This window comes from Kushneria phyllosphaerae, assembly GCF_900312995.1.
Classification (GTDB): Bacteria; Pseudomonadota; Gammaproteobacteria; order Pseudomonadales; family Halomonadaceae; genus Kushneria; species Kushneria phyllosphaerae.
The window spans coordinates 272,736-290,904 of record NZ_ONZI01000002.1; the positions used below are offsets into that span (position 1 = coordinate 272,736).

26 protein-coding genes are annotated in these 18,169 nt (G+C 56.1%); 16 read left to right on the top strand and 10 right to left on the bottom strand.

Going from position 1 to position 18,169, the window contains the following annotated elements; all coding sequences use genetic code 11:
* Positions 1-12 precede the first annotated feature (12 nt).
* The 5 genes from KSP9073_RS07175 to KSP9073_RS07190 form a co-directional block, all read right to left on the bottom strand.
* Positions 13-1,107 (bottom strand): PIN domain-containing protein, encoded by a 1,095-nt coding sequence (locus KSP9073_RS07175; RefSeq protein ID WP_108842296.1) that lies wholly within the window; start codon positions 1,105-1,107, stop codon positions 13-15.
* A 21-nt stretch (positions 1,108-1,128) separates the two neighbouring features.
* Positions 1,129-1,638, bottom strand: coding sequence for a hypothetical protein (locus KSP9073_RS07180; protein WP_133241002.1), 510 nt, complete (start codon positions 1,636-1,638; stop codon positions 1,129-1,131).
* A gap of 10 nt (positions 1,639-1,648) precedes the next feature.
* The gene (locus KSP9073_RS17495) at positions 1,649-2,305 is read right to left on the bottom strand and encodes a hypothetical protein (protein WP_133241003.1); all 657 of its coding nucleotides are present in this window, start codon (positions 2,303-2,305) and stop codon (positions 1,649-1,651) included.
* A gap of 1 nt (position 2,306) precedes the next feature.
* Positions 2,307-3,371, bottom strand: a complete 1,065-nt coding sequence (locus tag KSP9073_RS07185) for a DUF262 domain-containing protein (RefSeq protein ID WP_108842298.1) — start codon at positions 3,369-3,371, stop codon at positions 2,307-2,309.
* Between the two features lie 72 nt (positions 3,372-3,443).
* The gene (locus KSP9073_RS07190; RefSeq protein WP_165814193.1) at positions 3,444-4,121 is read right to left on the bottom strand and encodes an XRE family transcriptional regulator; all 678 of its coding nucleotides are present in this window, start codon (positions 4,119-4,121) and stop codon (positions 3,444-3,446) included.
* A 97-nt stretch (positions 4,122-4,218) separates the two neighbouring features.
* Between KSP9073_RS07190 and KSP9073_RS07195 the strand changes: the two genes are divergently transcribed.
* A complete protein-coding gene (locus KSP9073_RS07195; protein WP_108842300.1) occupies positions 4,219-4,422 on the top strand; it encodes a hypothetical protein in 204 nt (67 codons plus the stop codon).
* Here the strand turns inward: KSP9073_RS07195 and KSP9073_RS07200 are convergent, their stop codons facing one another.
* A complete protein-coding gene (locus KSP9073_RS07200; protein ID WP_108842301.1) occupies positions 4,423-4,905 on the bottom strand; it encodes a hypothetical protein in 483 nt (160 codons plus the stop codon). It lies immediately after the preceding gene.
* Positions 4,906-4,987: 82 nt separating this feature from the next.
* Between KSP9073_RS07200 and KSP9073_RS07205 the strand changes: the two genes are divergently transcribed.
* The 8 genes from KSP9073_RS07205 to KSP9073_RS07240 are packed head-to-tail and all read left to right on the top strand — an operon-like array spanning position 4,988 to position 9,129.
* Entirely contained in the window at positions 4,988-5,215 is a 228-nt protein-coding gene (locus KSP9073_RS07205; protein WP_108842302.1) for a hypothetical protein, read from the top strand.
* Positions 5,216-5,241: 26 nt separating this feature from the next.
* Positions 5,242-5,430: a hypothetical protein gene (locus KSP9073_RS07210; protein ID WP_108842303.1), complete on the top strand. Its 189-nt coding sequence runs from the start codon at positions 5,242-5,244 to the stop codon at positions 5,428-5,430.
* Positions 5,431-5,432: 2 nt separating this feature from the next.
* Complete coding sequence (locus KSP9073_RS07215; protein WP_108842304.1) at positions 5,433-5,915, top strand: ogr/Delta-like zinc finger family protein; 483 nt, start codon at positions 5,433-5,435, stop codon at positions 5,913-5,915.
* Positions 5,912-6,247 carry a hypothetical protein gene (locus tag KSP9073_RS07220; RefSeq protein ID WP_108842305.1) on the top strand — a complete coding sequence of 112 codons (336 nt, stop codon included), beginning with the start codon at positions 5,912-5,914 and terminating at the stop codon, positions 6,245-6,247. Before KSP9073_RS07215 ends, KSP9073_RS07220 begins: the two co-directional genes overlap by 4 nt.
* A gap of 46 nt (positions 6,248-6,293) precedes the next feature.
* Positions 6,294-6,698, top strand: a complete 405-nt coding sequence (locus KSP9073_RS07225; RefSeq protein ID WP_108842306.1) for a hypothetical protein — start codon at positions 6,294-6,296, stop codon at positions 6,696-6,698.
* Positions 6,695-8,671: a replication endonuclease gene (locus KSP9073_RS07230; protein ID WP_108842307.1), complete on the top strand. Its 1,977-nt coding sequence runs from the start codon at positions 6,695-6,697 to the stop codon at positions 8,669-8,671. The genes KSP9073_RS07225 and KSP9073_RS07230 overlap by 4 nt, the downstream gene beginning before the upstream one ends.
* A 57-nt stretch (positions 8,672-8,728) precedes the next feature.
* Positions 8,729-8,953, top strand: a complete 225-nt coding sequence (locus KSP9073_RS07235; protein ID WP_108842308.1) for a TraR/DksA C4-type zinc finger protein — start codon at positions 8,729-8,731, stop codon at positions 8,951-8,953.
* Positions 8,950-9,129: a hypothetical protein gene (locus KSP9073_RS07240; RefSeq protein WP_108842309.1), complete on the top strand. Its 180-nt coding sequence runs from the start codon at positions 8,950-8,952 to the stop codon at positions 9,127-9,129. The genes KSP9073_RS07235 and KSP9073_RS07240 overlap by 4 nt, the downstream gene beginning before the upstream one ends.
* Position 9,130: 1 nt before the next feature.
* Here KSP9073_RS07240 and KSP9073_RS07245 read toward each other — a convergent pair whose 3' ends face one another.
* The gene (locus KSP9073_RS07245) at positions 9,131-9,565 is read right to left on the bottom strand and encodes a hypothetical protein (protein WP_108842310.1); all 435 of its coding nucleotides are present in this window, start codon (positions 9,563-9,565) and stop codon (positions 9,131-9,133) included.
* A 17-nt stretch (positions 9,566-9,582) separates the two neighbouring features.
* Here KSP9073_RS07245 and KSP9073_RS07250 point away from each other — a divergent pair, with 17 nt between their 5' ends.
* Positions 9,583-9,960 (top strand): hypothetical protein, encoded by a 378-nt coding sequence (locus tag KSP9073_RS07250; RefSeq protein ID WP_108842311.1) that lies wholly within the window; start codon positions 9,583-9,585, stop codon positions 9,958-9,960.
* The gene (locus KSP9073_RS07255) at positions 9,957-10,175 is read left to right on the top strand and encodes a pyocin activator PrtN family protein (protein WP_108842312.1); all 219 of its coding nucleotides are present in this window, start codon (positions 9,957-9,959) and stop codon (positions 10,173-10,175) included. Before KSP9073_RS07250 ends, KSP9073_RS07255 begins: the two co-directional genes overlap by 4 nt.
* On the opposite strand, the gene KSP9073_RS07260 is transcribed toward KSP9073_RS07255, so the two are convergent.
* Positions 10,172-11,206: a site-specific integrase gene (locus KSP9073_RS07260; RefSeq protein ID WP_108842313.1), complete on the bottom strand. Its 1,035-nt coding sequence runs from the start codon at positions 11,204-11,206 to the stop codon at positions 10,172-10,174. The genes KSP9073_RS07255 and KSP9073_RS07260 overlap by 4 nt on opposite strands.
* Before the next feature lie 120 nt (positions 11,207-11,326).
* Here KSP9073_RS07260 and dusA point away from each other — a divergent pair, with 120 nt between their 5' ends.
* Entirely contained in the window at positions 11,327-12,373 is a 1,047-nt protein-coding gene (dusA, locus tag KSP9073_RS07265) for a tRNA dihydrouridine(20/20a) synthase DusA (protein ID WP_108842314.1), read from the top strand.
* A 150-nt stretch (positions 12,374-12,523) separates the two neighbouring features.
* Positions 12,524-13,501 carry an aldo/keto reductase gene (locus KSP9073_RS07270; protein ID WP_108842315.1) on the top strand — a complete coding sequence of 326 codons (978 nt, stop codon included), beginning with the start codon at positions 12,524-12,526 and terminating at the stop codon, positions 13,499-13,501.
* A gap of 49 nt (positions 13,502-13,550) precedes the next feature.
* Here KSP9073_RS07270 and KSP9073_RS07275 read toward each other — a convergent pair whose 3' ends face one another.
* Positions 13,551-14,558 carry a succinylglutamate desuccinylase/aspartoacylase family protein gene (locus tag KSP9073_RS07275; protein ID WP_108842316.1) on the bottom strand — a complete coding sequence of 336 codons (1,008 nt, stop codon included), beginning with the start codon at positions 14,556-14,558 and terminating at the stop codon, positions 13,551-13,553.
* A 48-nt stretch (positions 14,559-14,606) separates the two neighbouring features.
* Entirely contained in the window at positions 14,607-15,377 is a 771-nt protein-coding gene (locus KSP9073_RS07280) for a CDP-alcohol phosphatidyltransferase family protein (RefSeq protein ID WP_165814194.1), read from the bottom strand.
* A 288-nt stretch (positions 15,378-15,665) separates the two neighbouring features.
* Here KSP9073_RS07280 and KSP9073_RS07285 point away from each other — a divergent pair, with 288 nt between their 5' ends.
* The 3 genes from KSP9073_RS07285 to KSP9073_RS07295 are packed head-to-tail and all read left to right on the top strand — an operon-like array spanning position 15,666 to position 18,160.
* Positions 15,666-16,646 (top strand): zinc-dependent alcohol dehydrogenase, encoded by a 981-nt coding sequence (locus tag KSP9073_RS07285; protein ID WP_108842318.1) that lies wholly within the window; start codon positions 15,666-15,668, stop codon positions 16,644-16,646.
* Between the two features lie 27 nt (positions 16,647-16,673).
* Positions 16,674-17,072, top strand: coding sequence for a 6-pyruvoyl trahydropterin synthase family protein (locus KSP9073_RS07290; RefSeq protein WP_108842319.1), 399 nt, complete (start codon positions 16,674-16,676; stop codon positions 17,070-17,072).
* Positions 17,069-18,160 carry a glycosyltransferase family 4 protein gene (locus KSP9073_RS07295; protein ID WP_108842320.1) on the top strand — a complete coding sequence of 364 codons (1,092 nt, stop codon included), beginning with the start codon at positions 17,069-17,071 and terminating at the stop codon, positions 18,158-18,160. Before KSP9073_RS07290 ends, KSP9073_RS07295 begins: the two co-directional genes overlap by 4 nt.
* Positions 18,161-18,169: the final 9 nt, after the last annotated feature.

Below are 18,169 nucleotides of genomic sequence, written 5' to 3' on the forward strand. Positions count from 1 at the left end.
AGCCATAAAAAACTAGCTAAAATCGGGCTCAATTTCTCCAAAGTCCATATAGTGAGGCAGATTACTTAATTCAATATCATCGATAAAGGCAGTATCATCGCTGACAGAGCAGTAAACCAAGACCTCTATATTATCGCTGAACAACCTTTCCTCATCGCTGCCGCCGATATATAAAGAGCCTTCTCTATCATGATTTTCAAAGCTGAACATACAAGATACATTGTATTCAATTTCAATAGTGATACTTACTACGAATTCATCTTTTCCAGAAGAAACTATTTTCAAGCTATCCTTAAAATGATTGCCCCAAAATCTAGCGTTACAATCATGTACCTCTAGCGTGCCATGGTCGAAATAAAACCGGCTTGTAGCGTCTACAGGTATAGCATTGATTTCCAAAAAATTTCTAAAAATACCTGCTGCATTATCTAGCAAGTCAAAACCATTTCCATCAGAAAGATAAGCGTCAAGCTTGATCGAGTAGTAATCCACATTATCTACACTTTGAATCATATTTAAGGCATCGCCTAAATCTTGATAAGCGATCAAACATTCTGAGGAAGTACAGTAATTTTGCCAATCTTTATCCTGAGAAACCACTATTACTTTTACTTCATTATCTTCCGCCCATTGATCAACAGCAAAAAGCGCAAATGCATCAGGAAACTCTTTTTCTTTTTTGCCTTTAGCAAATGGTGGGGTCTGCTCAAAATAAGAGCTAAAAACTCTTTCCACATTGACAAAATCGCTTACATTAATATTTCTGCTATCGCACCCTTCAAAAAAATTATCAACAACGCTTTCACAATATGATTTCAAGCCATCGTCTGTAAGAACAACGCTAGAAGCAAAATCATATTGCTCCTGAGACAAAAACGTTTTTTTTGCATTATTCAAAGCGCTTTTCAAATTATCATTACTTTCCTCTACCTTTTGCTTAAACTTCCTTTTCAGCTCTGCACATAAAACGTCAACAACTAAAAGGTGCTGTGGTGTATCGTGGAATTGTTTCAGCAAAGAAAGTTTAGGGCCACCAAACCTAAACCCTTCTTTCATGAAAATAGAAGTATCAACGAAAATAGCACCAAATATTTCTTGTTCCGCCATGACTACTTCTCCAAGACGTATTTATGCAAATTTTTTAAAGCGATGGACAGCTTGCCGTCCAGCTTTAGTCATTTGGCAAACTAGAAAATCTTCATTGACGCTGTATTTTTTTAGTAGAAACCCATTTTGTATTAAGCGGTGTACCGGTTGAGAAAGCGTCGGCATTTTGATCGGACCTTCTTCATAAACTCTGAAAACAAGAGCTTTTTCTTCTTCCCCAAGAAAGGCGATCATACCTTGAAGGTGCTCAGCTTCTTTCTCTAAAAAACTGTCTGCTTGCTTCTCTAGTATGTACTCTCTAGCCACACCATTAGACGCCCTCGCGATAGCTTTAAAAAAAGCGATGACAATAAAAGCAAACGCCCACCAGATCGCCAGATAGCAGACAGTGAAAAATAGATGCTGAGGTGCATTAGCATCTATGTATGGGGCAGCCCATTTCCAAGTAAAAATGGCTCCGAGCAAAGCCAAAATGACTTGAAAAGATTTACCCATACTATTGATTGAAAAAAGGCTTTTAAGCCAAAACACGTTATTACCTTTATTTAGCAGTGGCGGTAGCGAGAAGTGCAGCTTGTCCCATAAGATCTAACCACACTTCAAAAGCTAGAAGTCGACCTTTTTTCTCTCTTCCCCACATATAATCTACAGGGTGAGCCACCTCCCTAATAGAATATTTAGTTTTATAATTTTCTAGCTTCCGGATAATATTTCCATTTTTATGAGCGCAAGCATTTCTTACTTCCTGAATCATTCTCAAGTGTGGAAAAGAGCCAAAGACACTAGCCAAATACTCACTATTATCTACACCCATGCCATATACAGTATTTAAGATAAAATCTAAGCTCCCCCACGTAGGCTCCTGATGAGGAAGGAATTTCAGATGGCCATTTTCTTTTATTTTACTTTGAGGGTTAGAACCACACTGTTTTGCTTCGTAACAAACTCTAGAATACTTATAGTCAGGCCGCACTAAAGGTTTTACGCATGAGCCATCACGTGCAAAACATCCTCTATAAGAGTTAAAAATTAGATCCTTAGAAAACAAGCACCATCCTTGCCATGCATCAGACAGCAACGCCTCGCTAAGGTAACGATACTGCCAAAGAGGCATCTCACTACTTTTCTTGTTTATTGCAGCAAAGCGATAGAGATAGTTCAATCGTTTTTTTTCGTATCTCTTCAGTGCGCTCAGCATATTACTGCCCTTTTAGAGCATTAATTATAAAGCTAGTACGTGTTTTACGCTGAGGGCGCTTGGTAGTACTGTAGCTACAAGCCTGTACAAATTTATGGTATTCAGAATCAGAGTCAGAATCTTCATCTTCAAGAGCGTCCGACAGCTCAAGCAACTTAGGCAAAGTTTTTGAATAATCAACTTTGAAATTAATATCTGGAGCAACATTAAAGTCTTCCTCTGACGCAGGAAACCCATACCAAACAGAAGCATAAGCGCTAAAAATAGAATGCACCATATAAGGCCGCATCATATTTGTACCTACAAGGTCGCCCAAATTATCTCTTATTTCATTTAAAATCTTTTGGAGGACTTCGCTAAAATAATCCTCACCGTCGAAACCTTCCGAATCGTTATTATATTTTCTATACAGGTTGTTGAACTGGCCAACAGCACGATTAACAATGCCATTCTCCAAAACTATAATAAGATCGGCGATATACTCAGAATCGCCCATCCTAGCCACTACTTTATCTGTCAGCACACCATAATCTATAAGCATAGGTGAATACAGATCTGCCAGCTCCACCACAAACCATTTAAATGCCCCTTGATAAATAGAGTGGCGTTTTTCTGCTTCTTTCAAAGGAGCTGTGTAAGAGTTCATTCTTCGAAACATTTCAAGCAACTCACTTCTTGTTGCTGACAATATTGTCGAATACTCGACCTGATAGGACATCAGGTTCATCTGAACATCCTCAGGCAAATCTGAAAACTTTTTTCCTTTATAATTTTGAGAGGCGGAATTTAAAGCAAACTTGTCGTTGCAAAAATCCTGTATCGTAAATGTTCTTTGCTGACCATCAACAAGCTCTTTAATGGGTCGTTTAGTTTTTTCACTAAGTCGCTGATACCAGTATATTTTAGGTATAGGATACCCTTCTAGCAGAGTATCTATAAAATAACTTCTTGCTGAATGTGGCCATACCCCTTTTTGTCTTTGGTAGTCTCTATTGACTATAACCTCTTCTCTTTCTAGCATTCCCAAGTAGTCAACTAAAGAAACTTGCCCAATATTAATTTGCATATTAAACCTCAAAAATAGTTAACAAGCCCTAAGGCTTTCCACTTTAACTATAAACAAGCTCTGACTGGCTTATTAGTTAATCTTTCCAATCCGCACCCGGCACTCCCCAATGATCTCCACTTGCCCCATCTCCTCGGGCTTGATCATCTCGGGCTGGTAATGCGTGTTGTCACTGATCAGCATCCAGGCGCCACCGGCCACGCGCTGCACGCGCTTGATCCGAAGGCCCCCATCCATCCGCAGCAGGAACACGCCATCCGGGGTTCGGCTGCTGCGATCGACCAGCACACGGTCACCATCCTGCAGAGTCTCCCCCATCGAATCACCGCGCACACGAATACCAACCAGTTGTGAGGGGTTGAGCCCGTCATGCTGAAGCTGTTCGGTATCGAAATGGATAGCAGTCTCAATCAGCTCGGCGTCGAATAAACGGCCATCGCCTGCGGCGGCTTCGATGTCGTAGATGGGTATTTTGGAGAACCCCACCATTTCTGATGCCGACTCTTCCTCACTATGGTAACCGAATGGTTCACCCCCTGATGAACCAATGAGCTTGTTTCCTGAGAGCACGTATTGAACGTCGATGCCAGCCTGAGCAAGCGCAACGAGATAGTCTGCTTTAGGGATTCGCTTATCTGTTTCGTAGAGCATTTGGGTTTTTTTGGTAACACCAGATAGACCGCCAAGAGTGGTCTGACTATGCCCCAAACGCTCCCTCTCCAGTCGAATCCTTTCTCCAATAGTACCCATTCGGTATAAATCCCACTTGACAAGGGCACCATTCGGTACCATTGTGTAGCTGTCTCTTAATTATGCGTAACAGTTCATCACACGCCGAGGATACACCATGGATGCTATTCAGGCTCCCCATCCACCCCAGCAGCCCCACCGTCTCCCGCAATGCGGCCGCCGCATCGGTCTCGACCTGCCTGCAGCAGCCGACGCCGAAGTCGCCGAGTTGGCCAATCGCGAGCATCGCAGCAAGACCGGCATGACCCGAATGCTGGTGCTCGAAGCACTAGAAGCTCGCCGTTTACCCGGCGCGCGCTAATCAGCAAAACGTAACCGACGAACGCATTGGCGCCTTGTAAGGCACAGAGAGGCCGCAAAGATGGCAAACGAAGACCTCACTTGGCTGAGACGCCGCATCCGGCTGGAGTATCGAGCGCTTTTTTCGCTCAAAGCAGGCCTGACAAAAGTATTTCGGTATCAGAACCGAATCGCCGGAGCGGCCAGCAAGTGCCGCCTGCGCCTTCTCAACAACTACCCAGGCCCCGGACGGAAAAGCGCGGTCTTCATAGTGCGCTTCTTCGAGGTCAAATCGCTCATGTTCTCCGAGCTGACGTTCAAGCTCGTGAACACGTTGCTTGACCGCCTGCAGTTCCTTCTCGACTGCCAGCTTCTCCTTCTCGAGATCAACCAGCGCCGTCTCGACCCGGGTCAGGTGTCTGGGGAGGTCACCACCTGTTCTGGAAATATCCGTAATTCCCTGAACGAGGCGAATCGCATTTTGAAAATTATCCAGAGCAGCCACTGCGATAACTCCTGTTGGTCTGTATCAACCGCTCAGCATAGCGCTGACAAGACAAACCAAAAGCCTGAATAAGGACATTCTCATGCATAACGACCCCAGGCGGTACAAGACCAATCGCGTCCACGTGAACTTCGATGACTACGAGTTCGATCTGCTCGAAGCACTGGCGCGCTACAACGGCCTGCAAATGGCCACGATGCTGCGCGAGATGGTGATGCGTGAAGCACTGGAGTCGCTCGGCCTTCGCAGCATGGAAGAGTTCGATGCCATCAGTGTCGCTGAATGCCGGGCTGTCTCGCAGCTCCATTAAAGGGCCAAACGGCTCAGGGAGAGACCATGCCGACCACCAGACAGGCCGATATCCCCAATGATCGTGACCTTGGCCATGTGCTGGAAGCCGTGCGCGAACAGCAGGGGCTGGAAACGATTGATCAGGCCGCCGAATTTCTGCTGCGCCGCCGCATGCGCATCATGGCGCGCCGTTCCACCGGCCGCAGGGCGCTGCGCCCCGTAGGGAAGGACTGACCGTGATCCGCTGGCGCTGCCCCGAATGTGAAAACCCGGTACGCATGGTGCGCTCGCGCATGATGGGTACGGAGGAAGGCGTTTGCTATCAGCAGTGCACCGAGCCCTCCTGCGGGTGGTGCAGTCAGGCCAGAAACCTGATCAAGAAGACATTTGCCCATAGCCGCCTGAGTGCGGCGGAAGTGATCGAGATTCGCGAGCGTAACCGCCGCGAGCGCGTGGCCGGGCTGGTCGAGTGGAAATGCCCGGTGTGTGAGACCCGCGCCCGCATCCGTACCTCCACGCAGGATCTCAAGGATTACCGCGAGACCTACATGGAGTGCATGGAGCCGCGCTGCGGCTGGACGGGCAAGGGCGAGTTCGAGGTGCTGAAAACATTGAGCCCCAGCGCCCGGCCCAACCCGAAGTATCAACGCCGGATGTCCGAGCACATGCCGGTCATCTACCGCCAGGCCGATCTGTTTCGAGAGGAACCCAGACCATGAACCGACTTGATGATACCAACGCCGCCACCTCGTTTCTGCTCAGGCTGCCGCGCCCGATCCGTCGGGAAGAGGCCGTCGGCCGCTGCACCGCGCATCTGATGCAGGAACACGACATGCCTCAGGAAAAGGCCAGCATTCTGGCGCTGCAATCCTACGCCGAGCTGGAAGCCATGAACCAGACCACATGGATCGATACGGATGCCAGCACCGGCAATCTGGTCGTGATCCGCCAGGCCAATGGCCCCGCTATCGCCATGACGCTGCGCGACATTCTCGCCCTGAGGCATGACCCGCGCCTTGCGCACCGGGATGTGACGCCCGTCACGCACTAAGCACCACTCAAACCCTTCCCCATTTTTTCGGCGACAGGAGGTCGTCATGGCATCGCTCGCTCTGATTTCAGACAACAGCACCTCGCAGCCGCATCCCCGGGCCGCGTTTCTGGCGGCTCGTGATGAGCTGCGCGGCCGTGCCAGCGGCCTCGACTTGGCCGAGCTGTGGGCGGAACTGGCCCCGGCCGAGCGCCGCATGCTGCTGGCCAGCGCCAATCTGGACGCTGATCTGTACAGCCGCCCGGTCGATGAGATGACGCCGGTCGGCCGCCGCGCTATCCGTGACGCCGTTTACCGCATGAGCCACTACGCCGAACGCCTGACCGACCGACTGCACCAGCGGCAGGCGCACCCATCCGTGGCACTGGCCGCCAGTGCCCGGGCCGCGCTTGCCGAAGGCGACACCACGGCCGCCCTGCACTTCCTGAATCTTATCGAGCAGTCCCGATGACCAATGCCATTGAACAATCCCGCGCCTTTGGGGCACCGGGCAATGCCAAAACCCCGGGCTGTGCCGAGTGGCGCCAGACGCGCTTTTTCGACCGTTTCCCGCTGCTGGCCGAGGATCTGGCAAGCGGTTTTGTCCTGCGCGCCAAAAGTGATGGCAACGCCGCGGGCAACCGTTGGCTGGCTGACGTCACCCGCCAGCTGATCGCCGGGCCGTGGAACGTGACCCACGACGACGAGGCACTGGTCGAGCATGCCAAGGCGCAGGCCCGGGCCATCGAGAAGCGCCAGTCCGAGATTGGCGCACAGCTGCGGGATGACCCCACCGCCACCGAGGCTGACGTGGTACGCCAGACGCTCTGGTTTGCGCTCAAGCGGGCCGAAGAGCACCACATCCGTCCGGATTTCCCGCGCCGCATGCCGAAGTCGTCACAGCTGGCACGGCTGTCCTGCTCGCTGTGGTGGCGCCGCAATCTGCGCCGTCTCTCCAGCCGCCGGATCGAGCAAGTGCAGCGCGACATTGGCCGCGTGCACCGCCGCGCGGGCATCTACTGCTCCAGCGTGACGGTCAAACGCCGTAGCGAGCAGAAGGCACGCAATAACGCCCTGCTCGAAGCGGTCGAGGCGATCAACCAGCACGGGCAGGCCTATACCCTCGCTGAACTCTCGGAGCTGGGGCTGGCGAATCCGGATCACCGCCGCGCCGAACTGATGCTGCGCATTCGCGATACCGAAGCCGAGGCCCGCCGTTTGGGTCATGCCGGACTGTTCTACACCCTCACCTGTCCGAGCCGCTTTCACCCGGTGCGTTCGAAGTCCTGCTCGCGCAATCCGGCCTATGACGGCGCGACGCCGCGTGATGCGCAGGGTTATATCACGGCCCTGTGGGCACGCATTCGCGCTCAGCTCGCCCGCGAGGAATTGGGCATGTATGGCCTGCGGGTGGTCGAGCCCCACCACGACGGCACCCCGCACTGGCACATGCTGATCTGGGCCGATGCCGACAACGTCGAGCGCATCAACGAGATCATGCGTGATTACGCGCTGGCCGACTCCCCGGATGAACCGGGCGCGCAGCGCAACCGCCTCAAGGTCGTGGCCATTGATCCGGCCAAGGGCAGCGCCGCCGGGTATGTCGCCAAGTACATCTCCAAGAACATCAACGGTCAGCAATACATGGCTGCTGACCAGTACGGCCACGCCATGGAATCCAGCGCGCCGCGCATCGAGGCGTGGGCCGCCGTGTGGGGCATCCGGCAGTTTCAGTTTGTCGGCCTACCCTCTGTCACCGTCTGGCGTGAAGTACGCCGCATCACCGAGCAGCAGGCCCAGCAGCTGGCCGCGTGGGAAGAAGCCACCCGCCCCGGCCAGCGCGTGCGGGAGTTCGTCAGGAAACTGCGCACCGCCTGCAACGCCGGGGCGTGGGATCAGTTCCTAAGGCTCATGGGCGGGCCGATGACGCCGCGCAATATGCAACCCGCCAAACCGTGGAACGTTCACAAGTGCAACAGCGAGGGCGAAGGCTTCAGCCGTGTCACCGGTGAGGAGACCGTCATCGCGAAGGGCCGCTATGGCGAGCAGATGCAGGTGACGTTTGGCGTGCTGATCAAGGGCGCCGAGTACCTGACCCGTTTTTACAGCTGGGAGATGCGCCGCAAGACGCGCGCCGGTGCTTACGACTTCAGCCAGAAAGGCAGTTATGGAGGGAGCGAAGCGAGTGACCCTTGGACTTGTGTGAATAACTGTACGGGGCCTGACTTCGAGGCACGGCAGCTGACACCAAAGCGCCTTTCCCCCCAGGAAGAAGCCCTGCAGGCAAAGCGGTATCAGGAGTGGCAGGCCAGTACCGAATACCGGGCCGAGATAGAGCTGGCCCAGCAGGAGCATGAAGAGGTTCAGATCGCCCTGGCCGAGCTGAACCAGCCCGCCCCGCCGCCCTCGGCGTGGGCATCAATGCCCGAGTATCACCCGATTTGACCCAAAAAAGGGCCGGCCACGCCGTGCCCGCAAAACACCAACGCGAGGAACGACCCCATGGCAGACGCTGCCGACTACGCCACCGATTACCAGATACGCCAGCTCGACCAGCAACTGGCCGCCCAGCGGGCGCTCAGTGCCGTGACAGCCGTCACTTCGCCCGAATGCGAGGACTGCGGTCTGGATATCCCGCGGGCGCGCCGACAGGCCGCGCCACACGTCACCACCTGCATCGACTGCCAGTCGATCCGTGAACACAAGGCCAAAGGAGTTCGTCGATGATTCAGATTGTTCAGTTTGCCCTGATTTTTCTGCTCGCCTTCGTCACGTTGCGCATTGTCTATCTGCTGGGGAAAGAAACGGCCAAGGACGAGCTCAACCACGCCTACAGCGAATACAGCCGCATGGCGAATCGGCTTGCGGCCAGCGAGCGGGGAAAACGTCGTGATCAGCGTTAAGTCACTGCCCCATGGCCAGACGCACGCCCATACTCAGTGCCTGCCCCACGCTCGTCCTGACAGTATCCATGGCGCCGCTTCTTGCGGCGCTGGTCATGCGCTCCCCGAGCGTCGGCCCGGTACTGAGGTTGTCAGGGCGCACCTTGAGCACTTCCAGACCCTTTGCCGTCAGGACAGCACCGTGAATGTACAAACGACTGCGATCACTCATCGTTGCTTCGATATAGCCAGCGCGCTGAAGCCATTCTGCAGTCGCCATGAAAAACTCGGATTCCTTGGAAGCCACATCTGCCATGACGGCATCGGAATAAGTGGTCGGGTTATCAACGAAGTCAGCCGACTTGAGCAACGCACGCACAGGAAAGGCTTCGTACAACCTCGCGAGAATCTTGCCGGTCAGCTCGTCGAAAAAATCGATATTGTCTTTCCCTTCCATGCTGGAGGACTCCGGTAATGATCGACCCAGCAAAGAGTAAAGAAATTTCGAATATATGCCACATCATGGACCTGCAGGTCAGTGGGCATATGAACATCGTGCAGGCAGAGAAGTACTGGCAAGGAACTATTGAAAGAGTGGATCGGCAGGTGCTGGCCGAAGCCCTCTCCGAGGGTTTGATCCGCTACGAAATGCGCTCGACCGATAAGGGTCGAGCGGCTGATACGACACAGCCCGACCAACTCCCGGGCAGCGTGAGAAGTGTCTGCCTCGGGCTGGTGACGTCTCGAATGATACAGCTGCGTCCAGCCGCCCGCTCTCCTTTGGCGGAGAGCGAGCTTGAAGAACTGATACCGGTGGCCGAGTGGCTGCTTGAGAGAGGGGGTTCAAAATGAAAACCGAGTTCATGCTGCTGGCGTGCTACGAGAAACCACTGATCCCGCTCGACGTGTTTTGCAGCGACATCATGGGTGTGAGTCTTCAGACAGCACGGAATCGCATTGCGGGGGGAACCTTTCCGGTACCGCTGACACGAACCGCCCGGCAGCCGATGGTGCATATCTCCGATGCCGCGAAGTATATCGACACTCAACGCGGGAGCGCTGCTTAAGCGCTCCCGCTTCGCGCCCGGTCCTTGCTTACCAGCTCGCCCGGGCGCAGATTCACGTATCGTTTGAGACTCTTCCAGTCACGGTGACCGGACACCATGGCCACCTCCTGAATCTGATAGCCCCGCTCGAACAACCGGCTGATCCCCTCGTGCCGCAGATCGTGAAAATGCAGATCCTCGATACCCAGGTTCTGACAAACCCGTCGGAACCCGTTCGACGCTGACTCACTTCGGTACGGGAATATTCTTTCTTCCTTCCTCGGCTGTGCTTCGATAATGGCCAGACTCTCCCCCATCAACGGCACGACCTGATCAGTAGCTTTTGTTGGATGCTTGCGCAGCCTGACAATAATGGTGCCATTGGCCGCATCAAGATCCGCCCAGCGCAGTGAACATATCTCGTCCAGGCGCATACACGAATCCACTGCAAAACGAATCAGGGCGTTATAGCCAATGTGGCGAAGCGCGCGGTTATGGCGCGTATGGATCAGCAGCTCTTCGAGCTCCTTGTCAGTCGGGCGTCGATCACGGTCTTCAGGGTTACCGATCAGCCCGGCGCGTTTGAGCCCGGCACGCCAGCTGGACATGGATGCCTTAAGGGTGGGCGGTGCCAGCTCTTCAACCACGCAGGTCGTGATCGCTCCGGACAGATACATGACATCTGTCATGACCGTTGAGGCCGCGACACCGTCGACTTTTCTCCGCGTATCCGCAAAGGTCACCAGGTGCTGGTACTGGAGCTGAGATAACAGCATCTCGGTATCGATGCTCTTGCGCAGGTTGTTCGCTGAGGTCTTGTTCTTGCGCCCTCGCGATGAAATGCGCTCAAGGTGTGCCTCATGACGCTTTAATGCGTCGCCGATAGTAAGACCTGGCTTGATGCCGGCTGCGCGGTTTTCAAGTTCGCTTTCGACCTCCTTCGCCCATGCCTGAGCCCGGGCTTTCGTGGAGAAGGTATGTGTCTGGGCAGGGTGACCCTTCTTTCGTACAATGGCGCGCCAACTCGTGCCCCGCTTTTGAAATGTTGCCACTGGTGTACCACCTTTTTTGGCTTTGCCCTGATTTTTACGATTTGGTACGTCAATGGTACACCACCGACGGTTTTGGACGGTATTTAAAGGGGTTTAACGGGATGACAAACGATCAAACGGATGCCCCAAGTGACTGATAAATCGCAAAATAACCCGGCAGATCAAGCACGCCGGTTTTCGATAGCCCCCATGATGGACTGGACGCCCCGTGACCAGCGAGCATTTGCACGCACCCTGACCAAACGCGCCCTGCTCTATACCGAGATGGTCACCACCGGTGCCATTTTGCATGGCACGCCGCGCGAGCGCTTTCTCGGCCATGATGCGCTGGAATATCCGCTGGCCCTGCAACTGGGGGGCAGTGATCCGGCAGCGCTGGCCGAATGTGCCGCCATTGCCGAAAGCTGGGGGTATCAGGAGGTCAATCTGAACGTCGGTTGCCCGAGTGATCGCGTGCAAAACAACATGATCGGTGCCTGCCTGATGGGCCATCACGAGCTGGTGGCACGCTGCGTGGCGGCGATGCAGGCGACGGTCTCGATTCCGGTCACGGTCAAGTGTCGTATCGGCATCGATGATCAGGACGAGGATGAGGATCTGGCGCGCTTTATTGATACCGTCGCTGCCGCCGGCTGTACGACCTTTACCGTGCATGCCCGCAAGGCCTGGCTCGAGGGGCTCTCCCCCAAACAGAACCGTGACGTGCCGCCGTTGAACTATCCACGCGTGCATCGTCTCAAGACGGCTCATCCCGAACTGCATATCGGGATCAACGGTGGACTCAAGACCATCAGCGACTGTCAGCGTGAGCTAGAGCATGTCGACAGTGTCATGGTCGGTCGCGAGGCCTATCAGAATCCGTTTTTACTGGCCCATGTCGACCGCGACATCTTCGGTGAAGACACCGCACCACCGACCAGGCACGACGCCATGCAGGCCTTTCGTCCTTACCTGATCTCGCGTCTTGAATCGGGCGTAAGGCTCAATCACATCACGCGCCATCTGCTCGGTCTCTTTACCGGCTGCCGCGGCGGTCGCCGTTTTCGGCGCTATCTGTCAGAAACCGCTCATCGTCCGGATGCCGGTATCGAGGTGTTCGACCAGGCGCTCGAACTGGTCAACGATATTGATGCCGAACGCGAACTGCCGGCACATCTGCCGGACTGACCGACGCCTCAAGCACGGCGGCCCTGCCTCTTTTCGGCTCGGCAGCGAGCGCCTTCCTGCCTTTCCGATTTGTCCTTTCAGTCACCCTGGCCATACTTGACCCACCGCCCGGGGCAGTCCCGGGCACATCATGATCGTCAAGGAGGCGCTATGCGTTTTGAACTGCCAGGCAAGATGGGGCTGGGCACAGCACCTCTGGGTAACATGTTTGAGGAAGTGCCGGATACACGTGCCATCGAGACGCTACGCACGGCATGGGACGCCGGTATTCGCTATTTCGATACCGCGCCGCAGTACGGCGCCGGACTTTCGGAGATGCGTCTGGGGGAAGCTCTGGCCGACGAACCCCGTGGCACGTATGTGGTGTCTACCAAGGTGGGGCGACTGATTCTTGATGAGCAGGAACCCAAACAGGGCATCTTTGCTCACGGGCGCACCAACAAGGTGGCATATGACTATTCAGAATCCGGCACCCTGCGCTCCATCGAAGAAAGCCTTGAACGCCTGAACATGGATCGCATCGATATTGCCTGGATCCATGACTGCGCAGCTGATGCCCACGGTGAGCACTGGGAAGAAGTGCATGATCAGGCCATGAACGGTGCCGCACGTGCATTGACGCGACTGCGCGAGGAAGGCGTGATTCGCGCCTGGGGGCTGGGGGTCAACCGTGTGGAGGCCTGTACGCGCGCCCTTGAAAAGGCAGACCCCGACGGCTTTTTGCTCGCCGGGCGCTATTCGCTGCTCGACCATGAAGGCGCGCTGGACACCCTGCTGCCGGAATGCGACCGTCGCGGCACGCGTCTGATCATCGGTGGGGCCTATAATTCGGGCATTCTGGCTGGCGGGGATCACTATGACTACAAGCCGGCCTCCAGCGACATACGTGAGCGCACCCGGCGTCTGCGCGACATCTGCGACCGCTTCGGGGTCGATATTCGCGCCGTGGCGCTGCAGTTCAGTGCGGCGCCGCGTGCCGTGGCTGCCGTGATTCCAGGCACCACCCGCCCCGAACGCATTGCCGAAAATCAGGCGCTGATGGCCACTGCCATTCCCAATGCCCTGTGGCAAACCCTCTGGAATGAGGGTCTGGTATCAATGGATGCGCCCATTCCCGGCGCAGCCTGAGGCCGTGTCGGCATCCTGTCCTGACGCTTCGGCGTCAGGATGGTTACGATTACTCGACGCGCGCCTGCCAGGCTTCAACGGCCTGCTCTGCGTCCTCGATTTCGTGAAAACGGGCAATATGAAAGACCGCCTCGCCTTCATTGACCAAGGGCAGGTTGCTCATGCCGATGACAATGCCGTCACTTGAGGCCAGCACATCCCCCTCTTCATTACCAAATGGCCCGGCCACGATTCCCAGCCGTTCGCCCTTGACCACGCGCGCGCCGAGTCGAACACGTGGACGCAGCACGCCATCAATGGGCGCGCGGGCCCAGCTTGAACTGCGGGCCACTTCAGAGGCCGGCACCTTGCTGCCACGACCGGCCGGCAGCATGTCCAGCAGCCGCATGACGCGCAGTACGCCGCGCACCCCGGCACTGATGGCCCAGTCATCAAAACGCAGCGCCTCCCCGGCCTCATAGGTCAGCACCGGAATGCCGCGACGCTCGGCATATTCACGCAGACTACCGCCACGTAGCTCGGCATTGAGAATCACCGGCGCACCGAAGGCATCGGCCATGTCGCGGGTCTGTTCGTTGCGCTCCAGCTGAGCGCGAATCTGCGGCAGGTTGGTGCGATGAATGGCACCGGTATGCAGATCCAGAATGTGCGTGGCCAGATCCACGACCTGTTCGCGAAAGAGCGCCGCGATACGCGAGCCCAGAGACCCGGATTCACTGCCGGGAAAGCAGCGATTCAGGTCCCGGCGATCCGGCAGATAACGACTGTGCTGCACAAAGCCGAAGACATTCACGATCGGTACAGCAATCAGCGTGCCGCGCAGACGCGACAGCGAGCGCGTCTTGAGCACACGCCGAACGATCTCAACGCCGTTGATCTCGTCACCATGAATGGCGCCGCATACCAGCATGACCGGGCCCTCACGTCGGCCGTGAACCACCTCGACCGGGATGTTGAGCGGCGTATGGGTATAAAGGCGAGCAACCGGTACATCAATCTGGCGGCGCTGGCCGGGAAGCACCTTCTCTCCCGCCAGTACAAAGGCATCACGGGCCATACGAATACTCATGAAAGCGTTTCAGAAAAGTCATGGCAAGCCAGGTCGTTATCGGCGGCCACGATTAAAAGTACAGTTCTGTCGAGCAACCGCGCCCCTGTAAAGGTAAACGATATCCATGGCAAAGGAGATCACCAAAAGCAGCAGCGCCAGTGCCAGCGCCAGATTCGACCAGGGGGGCGTCACCCAGGGCGTCAGACACGTCATCAGGGTACTGACCTGCCAGACGCAGATCGTCTTGCGCCGATAGCTGACCGGGAGCTCCTCCCCAAGCCAGGAGCACCCCCAGGCGGCGGCCACAAACAGATAGCGCATGGCACCAATGGCCATGATCCAGAAGCCCGCCTTGTCCTGGATGACCATCATCAAACACAGCATCAGGATAAAAAAGGCATCAAGTTCCATATCCAGACGCGCACCGAAACGGCTTTCACAGTGTGCGTGCCGTGCGACCCAGCCATCCACGCCGTCAAGCGCCAGTGCTGTCAGCGCCATGCCAAACACCAGCAGATGGTGTTCATTGATAAACCCCGGCAGCGGCAGCATGGCCGTGAGCAACACGATGGGAAGCGCTCTTGTCAACGTGACGCGATTGGCCCAGCCCAGCCCCTGCTGACCTGCAGGCCAGCCCCACATCATGATTGTCGCCAGGACCAGATACACGCCACCGGCAACGGGATACAGTAACGCGGGGGCCATATATGTCAGATGCAACACGCCCACCAGCAGCATCAGACCAGCACCTCCGATCAGAAGCTCCCTGAGCACGCTGGAGGCAGGCCATTCAGGCTGGCGCATGACAATCCGTTGTTCACTCATGTCAGATCCCTCCCCGTGCGTCGGCATCTCTGGTGAATCACGTCTCATACGACCCCAAAAAAGCATTAAAACTTCATCAGGAAGTCATCATACAGCAGGAAAACAACGTACCGTTATGATAAACCGTGTTATCACAATAGCGCCTGATCTTTGGTTGTAACGGATCAGGGTCGACAAAAACGGTGCGGCTTAAGCTTTGCAGGACACGGCGAATTGACCGACAGGGTCTATACTACCCGACGCGCTTTTGGCGACGCGGTGTCTTTTTCACAACGCACAAGGTCATGAATGAGCTCGGAAAACACAGCCCGCGCCTTCTGGGTCGAAGCACCCGGTCACGGCGCCATTCGAACACAGTCGCTGGCAACGCCCGGACCGGATGAGGTCAGAATTAGAGCCTGTTACAGTGCCATCAGCCGAGGCACCGAAACACTGGTCTTTCATGGCAGGGTGCCCGAAAGCGAATATGCGCGCATGCGCGCCCCTTTCCAGCAGGGGGACTTTCCGGCGCCGGTTCAATATGGCTATTCAAGCGTGGGCATGGTTGAAGAAGGCCCGAATGATTTCAAGGGCCGCTATGTATTTTGCCTGCACCCCCATCAGGATCATTACGTTGTTCCGGTCTCCATGGCCATGCCTCTGCCGGATGCACTGCCGCCCGAGCGTGCCGTGCTGGCTGCCAACATGGAGACGGCGCTCAATGGCCTCTGGGACGCAGCACCCCGCATCGGTGATCGCATCGCCGTCATCGGTGCCGGCGTGGTGGGCACTCTGGTGGCCTGGCTGTGTCGCAATATTCCCGGCACCCGGGTCGAGCTGATCGATATCGACGATTCGCGTGAGACGCTGGCCCGGGCACTGGATATCGATTTTTCGACACCTGAACGGGCACAGGGGGAATGCGATCTCGTCATTCATGCCAGCGGCAGTCAGGGTGGGCTTCAGCAGGCCCTGTCTCTGGCCGGTCAGGAAGCGACCATTGTGGAAATGAGCTGGTTTGGTGCTCAGGCGGTCAGTCTGCCGCTGGGCGAGGCCTTTCACTCCCGACGGCTGACGCTGCGCGCAAGCCAGGTCGGCACCGTTTCTCCTGCACGTTCAGCACGGCGTACCCATGGCGAGCGCATGATGCAGGCGCTGTCATTGCTTGAAGATGACCGGCTCGACGTCCTTATCGATGCAGAAAGCGCCTTTGAAGACCTGCCCGACACCATGGCACGCATTACCACTCGGCCCGGCGCCCTGTGTCACCGCATTCGCTACAGTTTTTAAAGTCGTTCCCCTTTCCGGAGTATTGCCATGTACAGCCTTACCGTTCGCGATCACGTCATGATCGCCCACAGCTTTAACGGCCAGATCTTTGGCCCGGCTCAGAAGCTTCACGGCGCCACCTACATCGTAGATGTCACCTTCAAGCGTCCGGATCTGGATCAGGATGACCTGATCGTCGATATCGGCCTGGCAAGCCAGACGCTGTCGGATGTCCTGAGCGATATCAACATGCAAAATCTCGATGAGATCGAGGAATTCAAGGGGCGCAATACCACCACCGAATTCATGGCCAGAGTCATCTTTGACCGCATGGCCGCCTCGATTGAAGCCGACCAGCTCGGCGAGACCGGCAAGGGGCTAACGGCGCTGAATGTCACCCTGCACGAATCCCATATCGCCTGGGCCAGCTACGAAGGGACGCTATGACCGTTGAGAGCCCCCTTCGCCGCCTGACCCTTATTGTGGCCGGTCGACCGGATCAGCTGACCGGCGGCTATATCTACGACAGGCGTATCGTCGAGGCACTGCGCGAGCTCGGCATTGCCGTCGAGGTCATCGGGCTGGACGGGCGCTTTCCTTGGCCGGATGACATCGCTCGCGAGTCGCTGCAGCGTGCACTGGGCGGCTGTACCGATCGCAGCCTGGTCGTGGTTGACGGTCTGGCCGCCAGTGCCATGCCCGAGGTTCTGGAAGTGCATGCGCACCGTCTGACGCTGATGGCCCTTGTTCATCACCCGCTGGGCGATGAAACCGGCCTTGAAGACCACCAGCGAGAAACCCTCTTGAAGCTTGAATGCCGGGCGCTGCAGGCACCCGCCGGCATTATTGTGACCAGCACCTTTACCCGGCGACGTTTGATCGAGCTGGGCATCGAGGCGTCACGCATCAGCGTGATCGAGCCCGGTATCACGCCGGTGCCGGTGGCCGCGGCAGACAACGACACGCCGCAGCTGCTGTGTATTGCCACCCTGATCCCGCGCAAGGGGCAGCATCTGCTGCTCGAGGCACTGGCGGATCTCAAGGCGCACGACTGGCACTGTCACCTGATCGGTGATGACTCGCGCGACGAGCGCTATACCGCAAGGCTGCGTGACCTGATGGTCGAGCATCAGCTCGAACAGCGCGTGACCCTCCATGGCGCACTGCCTCCCGAGGCGCTTGAAACGTATTGGCAGCAAAGTGATCTGTTTGTGCTTCCCTCTTTCTACGAAGGCTATGGCATGGTGATTACCGAGGCGCTGGCCCATGGACTACCAGTGCTGACGACCACCGGTGGCGCCTTGGCCGATACCCTGCCTGCCAGTGCCGGTCTTCATGTGCCACCCGATGATGCCCCGGCGCTTCGCGATGCCCTGCGCACGATGCTGTTTGAAGATGGCACCACGCGAAGCGCGCAATATCGGACGCTGCGCCAGGGGGCGATCGACGCACGTCAGACTCTCAATGACTGGCCAGGAGCCGCCGAGCATTTTCTGACCTGTCTGAAACGCCTGCATGCCATCCCTGCCTTTTGATCGGAGTCA

Bases quoted from the DNA above. Each gene is read 5' to 3' on its own strand.
- KSP9073_RS07175 (WP_108842296.1), bottom strand. From the start codon at position 1,107: ATGGCGGAACAAGAAATATTTGGTGCTATTTTCGTTGATACTTCTATT.
- KSP9073_RS17495 (WP_133241003.1), bottom strand. From the start codon at position 2,305: ATGCTGAGCGCACTGAAGAGATACGAAAAAAAACGATTGAACTATCTC.
- KSP9073_RS07185 (WP_108842298.1), bottom strand. From the start codon at position 3,371: ATGCAAATTAATATTGGGCAAGTTTCTTTAGTTGACTACTTGGGAATG.
- KSP9073_RS07190 (WP_165814193.1), bottom strand. From the start codon at position 4,121: ATGGGTACTATTGGAGAAAGGATTCGACTGGAGAGGGAGCGTTTGGGG.
- KSP9073_RS07195 (WP_108842300.1), top strand. From the start codon at position 4,219: ATGGATGCTATTCAGGCTCCCCATCCACCCCAGCAGCCCCACCGTCTC.
- KSP9073_RS07205 (WP_108842302.1), top strand. From the start codon at position 4,988: ATGCATAACGACCCCAGGCGGTACAAGACCAATCGCGTCCACGTGAAC.
- KSP9073_RS07210 (WP_108842303.1), top strand. From the start codon at position 5,242: ATGCCGACCACCAGACAGGCCGATATCCCCAATGATCGTGACCTTGGC.
- KSP9073_RS07220 (WP_108842305.1), top strand. From the start codon at position 5,912: ATGAACCGACTTGATGATACCAACGCCGCCACCTCGTTTCTGCTCAGG.
- KSP9073_RS07225 (WP_108842306.1), top strand. From the start codon at position 6,294: ATGGCATCGCTCGCTCTGATTTCAGACAACAGCACCTCGCAGCCGCAT.
- KSP9073_RS07230 (WP_108842307.1), top strand. From the start codon at position 6,695: ATGACCAATGCCATTGAACAATCCCGCGCCTTTGGGGCACCGGGCAAT.
- KSP9073_RS07235 (WP_108842308.1), top strand. From the start codon at position 8,729: ATGGCAGACGCTGCCGACTACGCCACCGATTACCAGATACGCCAGCTC.
- KSP9073_RS07240 (WP_108842309.1), top strand. From the start codon at position 8,950: ATGATTCAGATTGTTCAGTTTGCCCTGATTTTTCTGCTCGCCTTCGTC.
- KSP9073_RS07245 (WP_108842310.1), bottom strand. From the start codon at position 9,565: ATGGAAGGGAAAGACAATATCGATTTTTTCGACGAGCTGACCGGCAAG.
- KSP9073_RS07250 (WP_108842311.1), top strand. From the start codon at position 9,583: ATGATCGACCCAGCAAAGAGTAAAGAAATTTCGAATATATGCCACATC.
- KSP9073_RS07255 (WP_108842312.1), top strand. From the start codon at position 9,957: ATGAAAACCGAGTTCATGCTGCTGGCGTGCTACGAGAAACCACTGATC.
- dusA (WP_108842314.1), top strand. From the start codon at position 11,327: ATGCCCCAAGTGACTGATAAATCGCAAAATAACCCGGCAGATCAAGCA.
- KSP9073_RS07270 (WP_108842315.1), top strand. From the start codon at position 12,524: ATGCGTTTTGAACTGCCAGGCAAGATGGGGCTGGGCACAGCACCTCTG.
- KSP9073_RS07275 (WP_108842316.1), bottom strand. From the start codon at position 14,558: ATGGCCCGTGATGCCTTTGTACTGGCGGGAGAGAAGGTGCTTCCCGGC.
- KSP9073_RS07280 (WP_165814194.1), bottom strand. From the start codon at position 15,377: ATGAGTGAACAACGGATTGTCATGCGCCAGCCTGAATGGCCTGCCTCC.
- KSP9073_RS07285 (WP_108842318.1), top strand. From the start codon at position 15,666: ATGAGCTCGGAAAACACAGCCCGCGCCTTCTGGGTCGAAGCACCCGGT.
- KSP9073_RS07290 (WP_108842319.1), top strand. From the start codon at position 16,674: ATGTACAGCCTTACCGTTCGCGATCACGTCATGATCGCCCACAGCTTT.
- KSP9073_RS07295 (WP_108842320.1), top strand. From the start codon at position 17,069: ATGACCGTTGAGAGCCCCCTTCGCCGCCTGACCCTTATTGTGGCCGGT.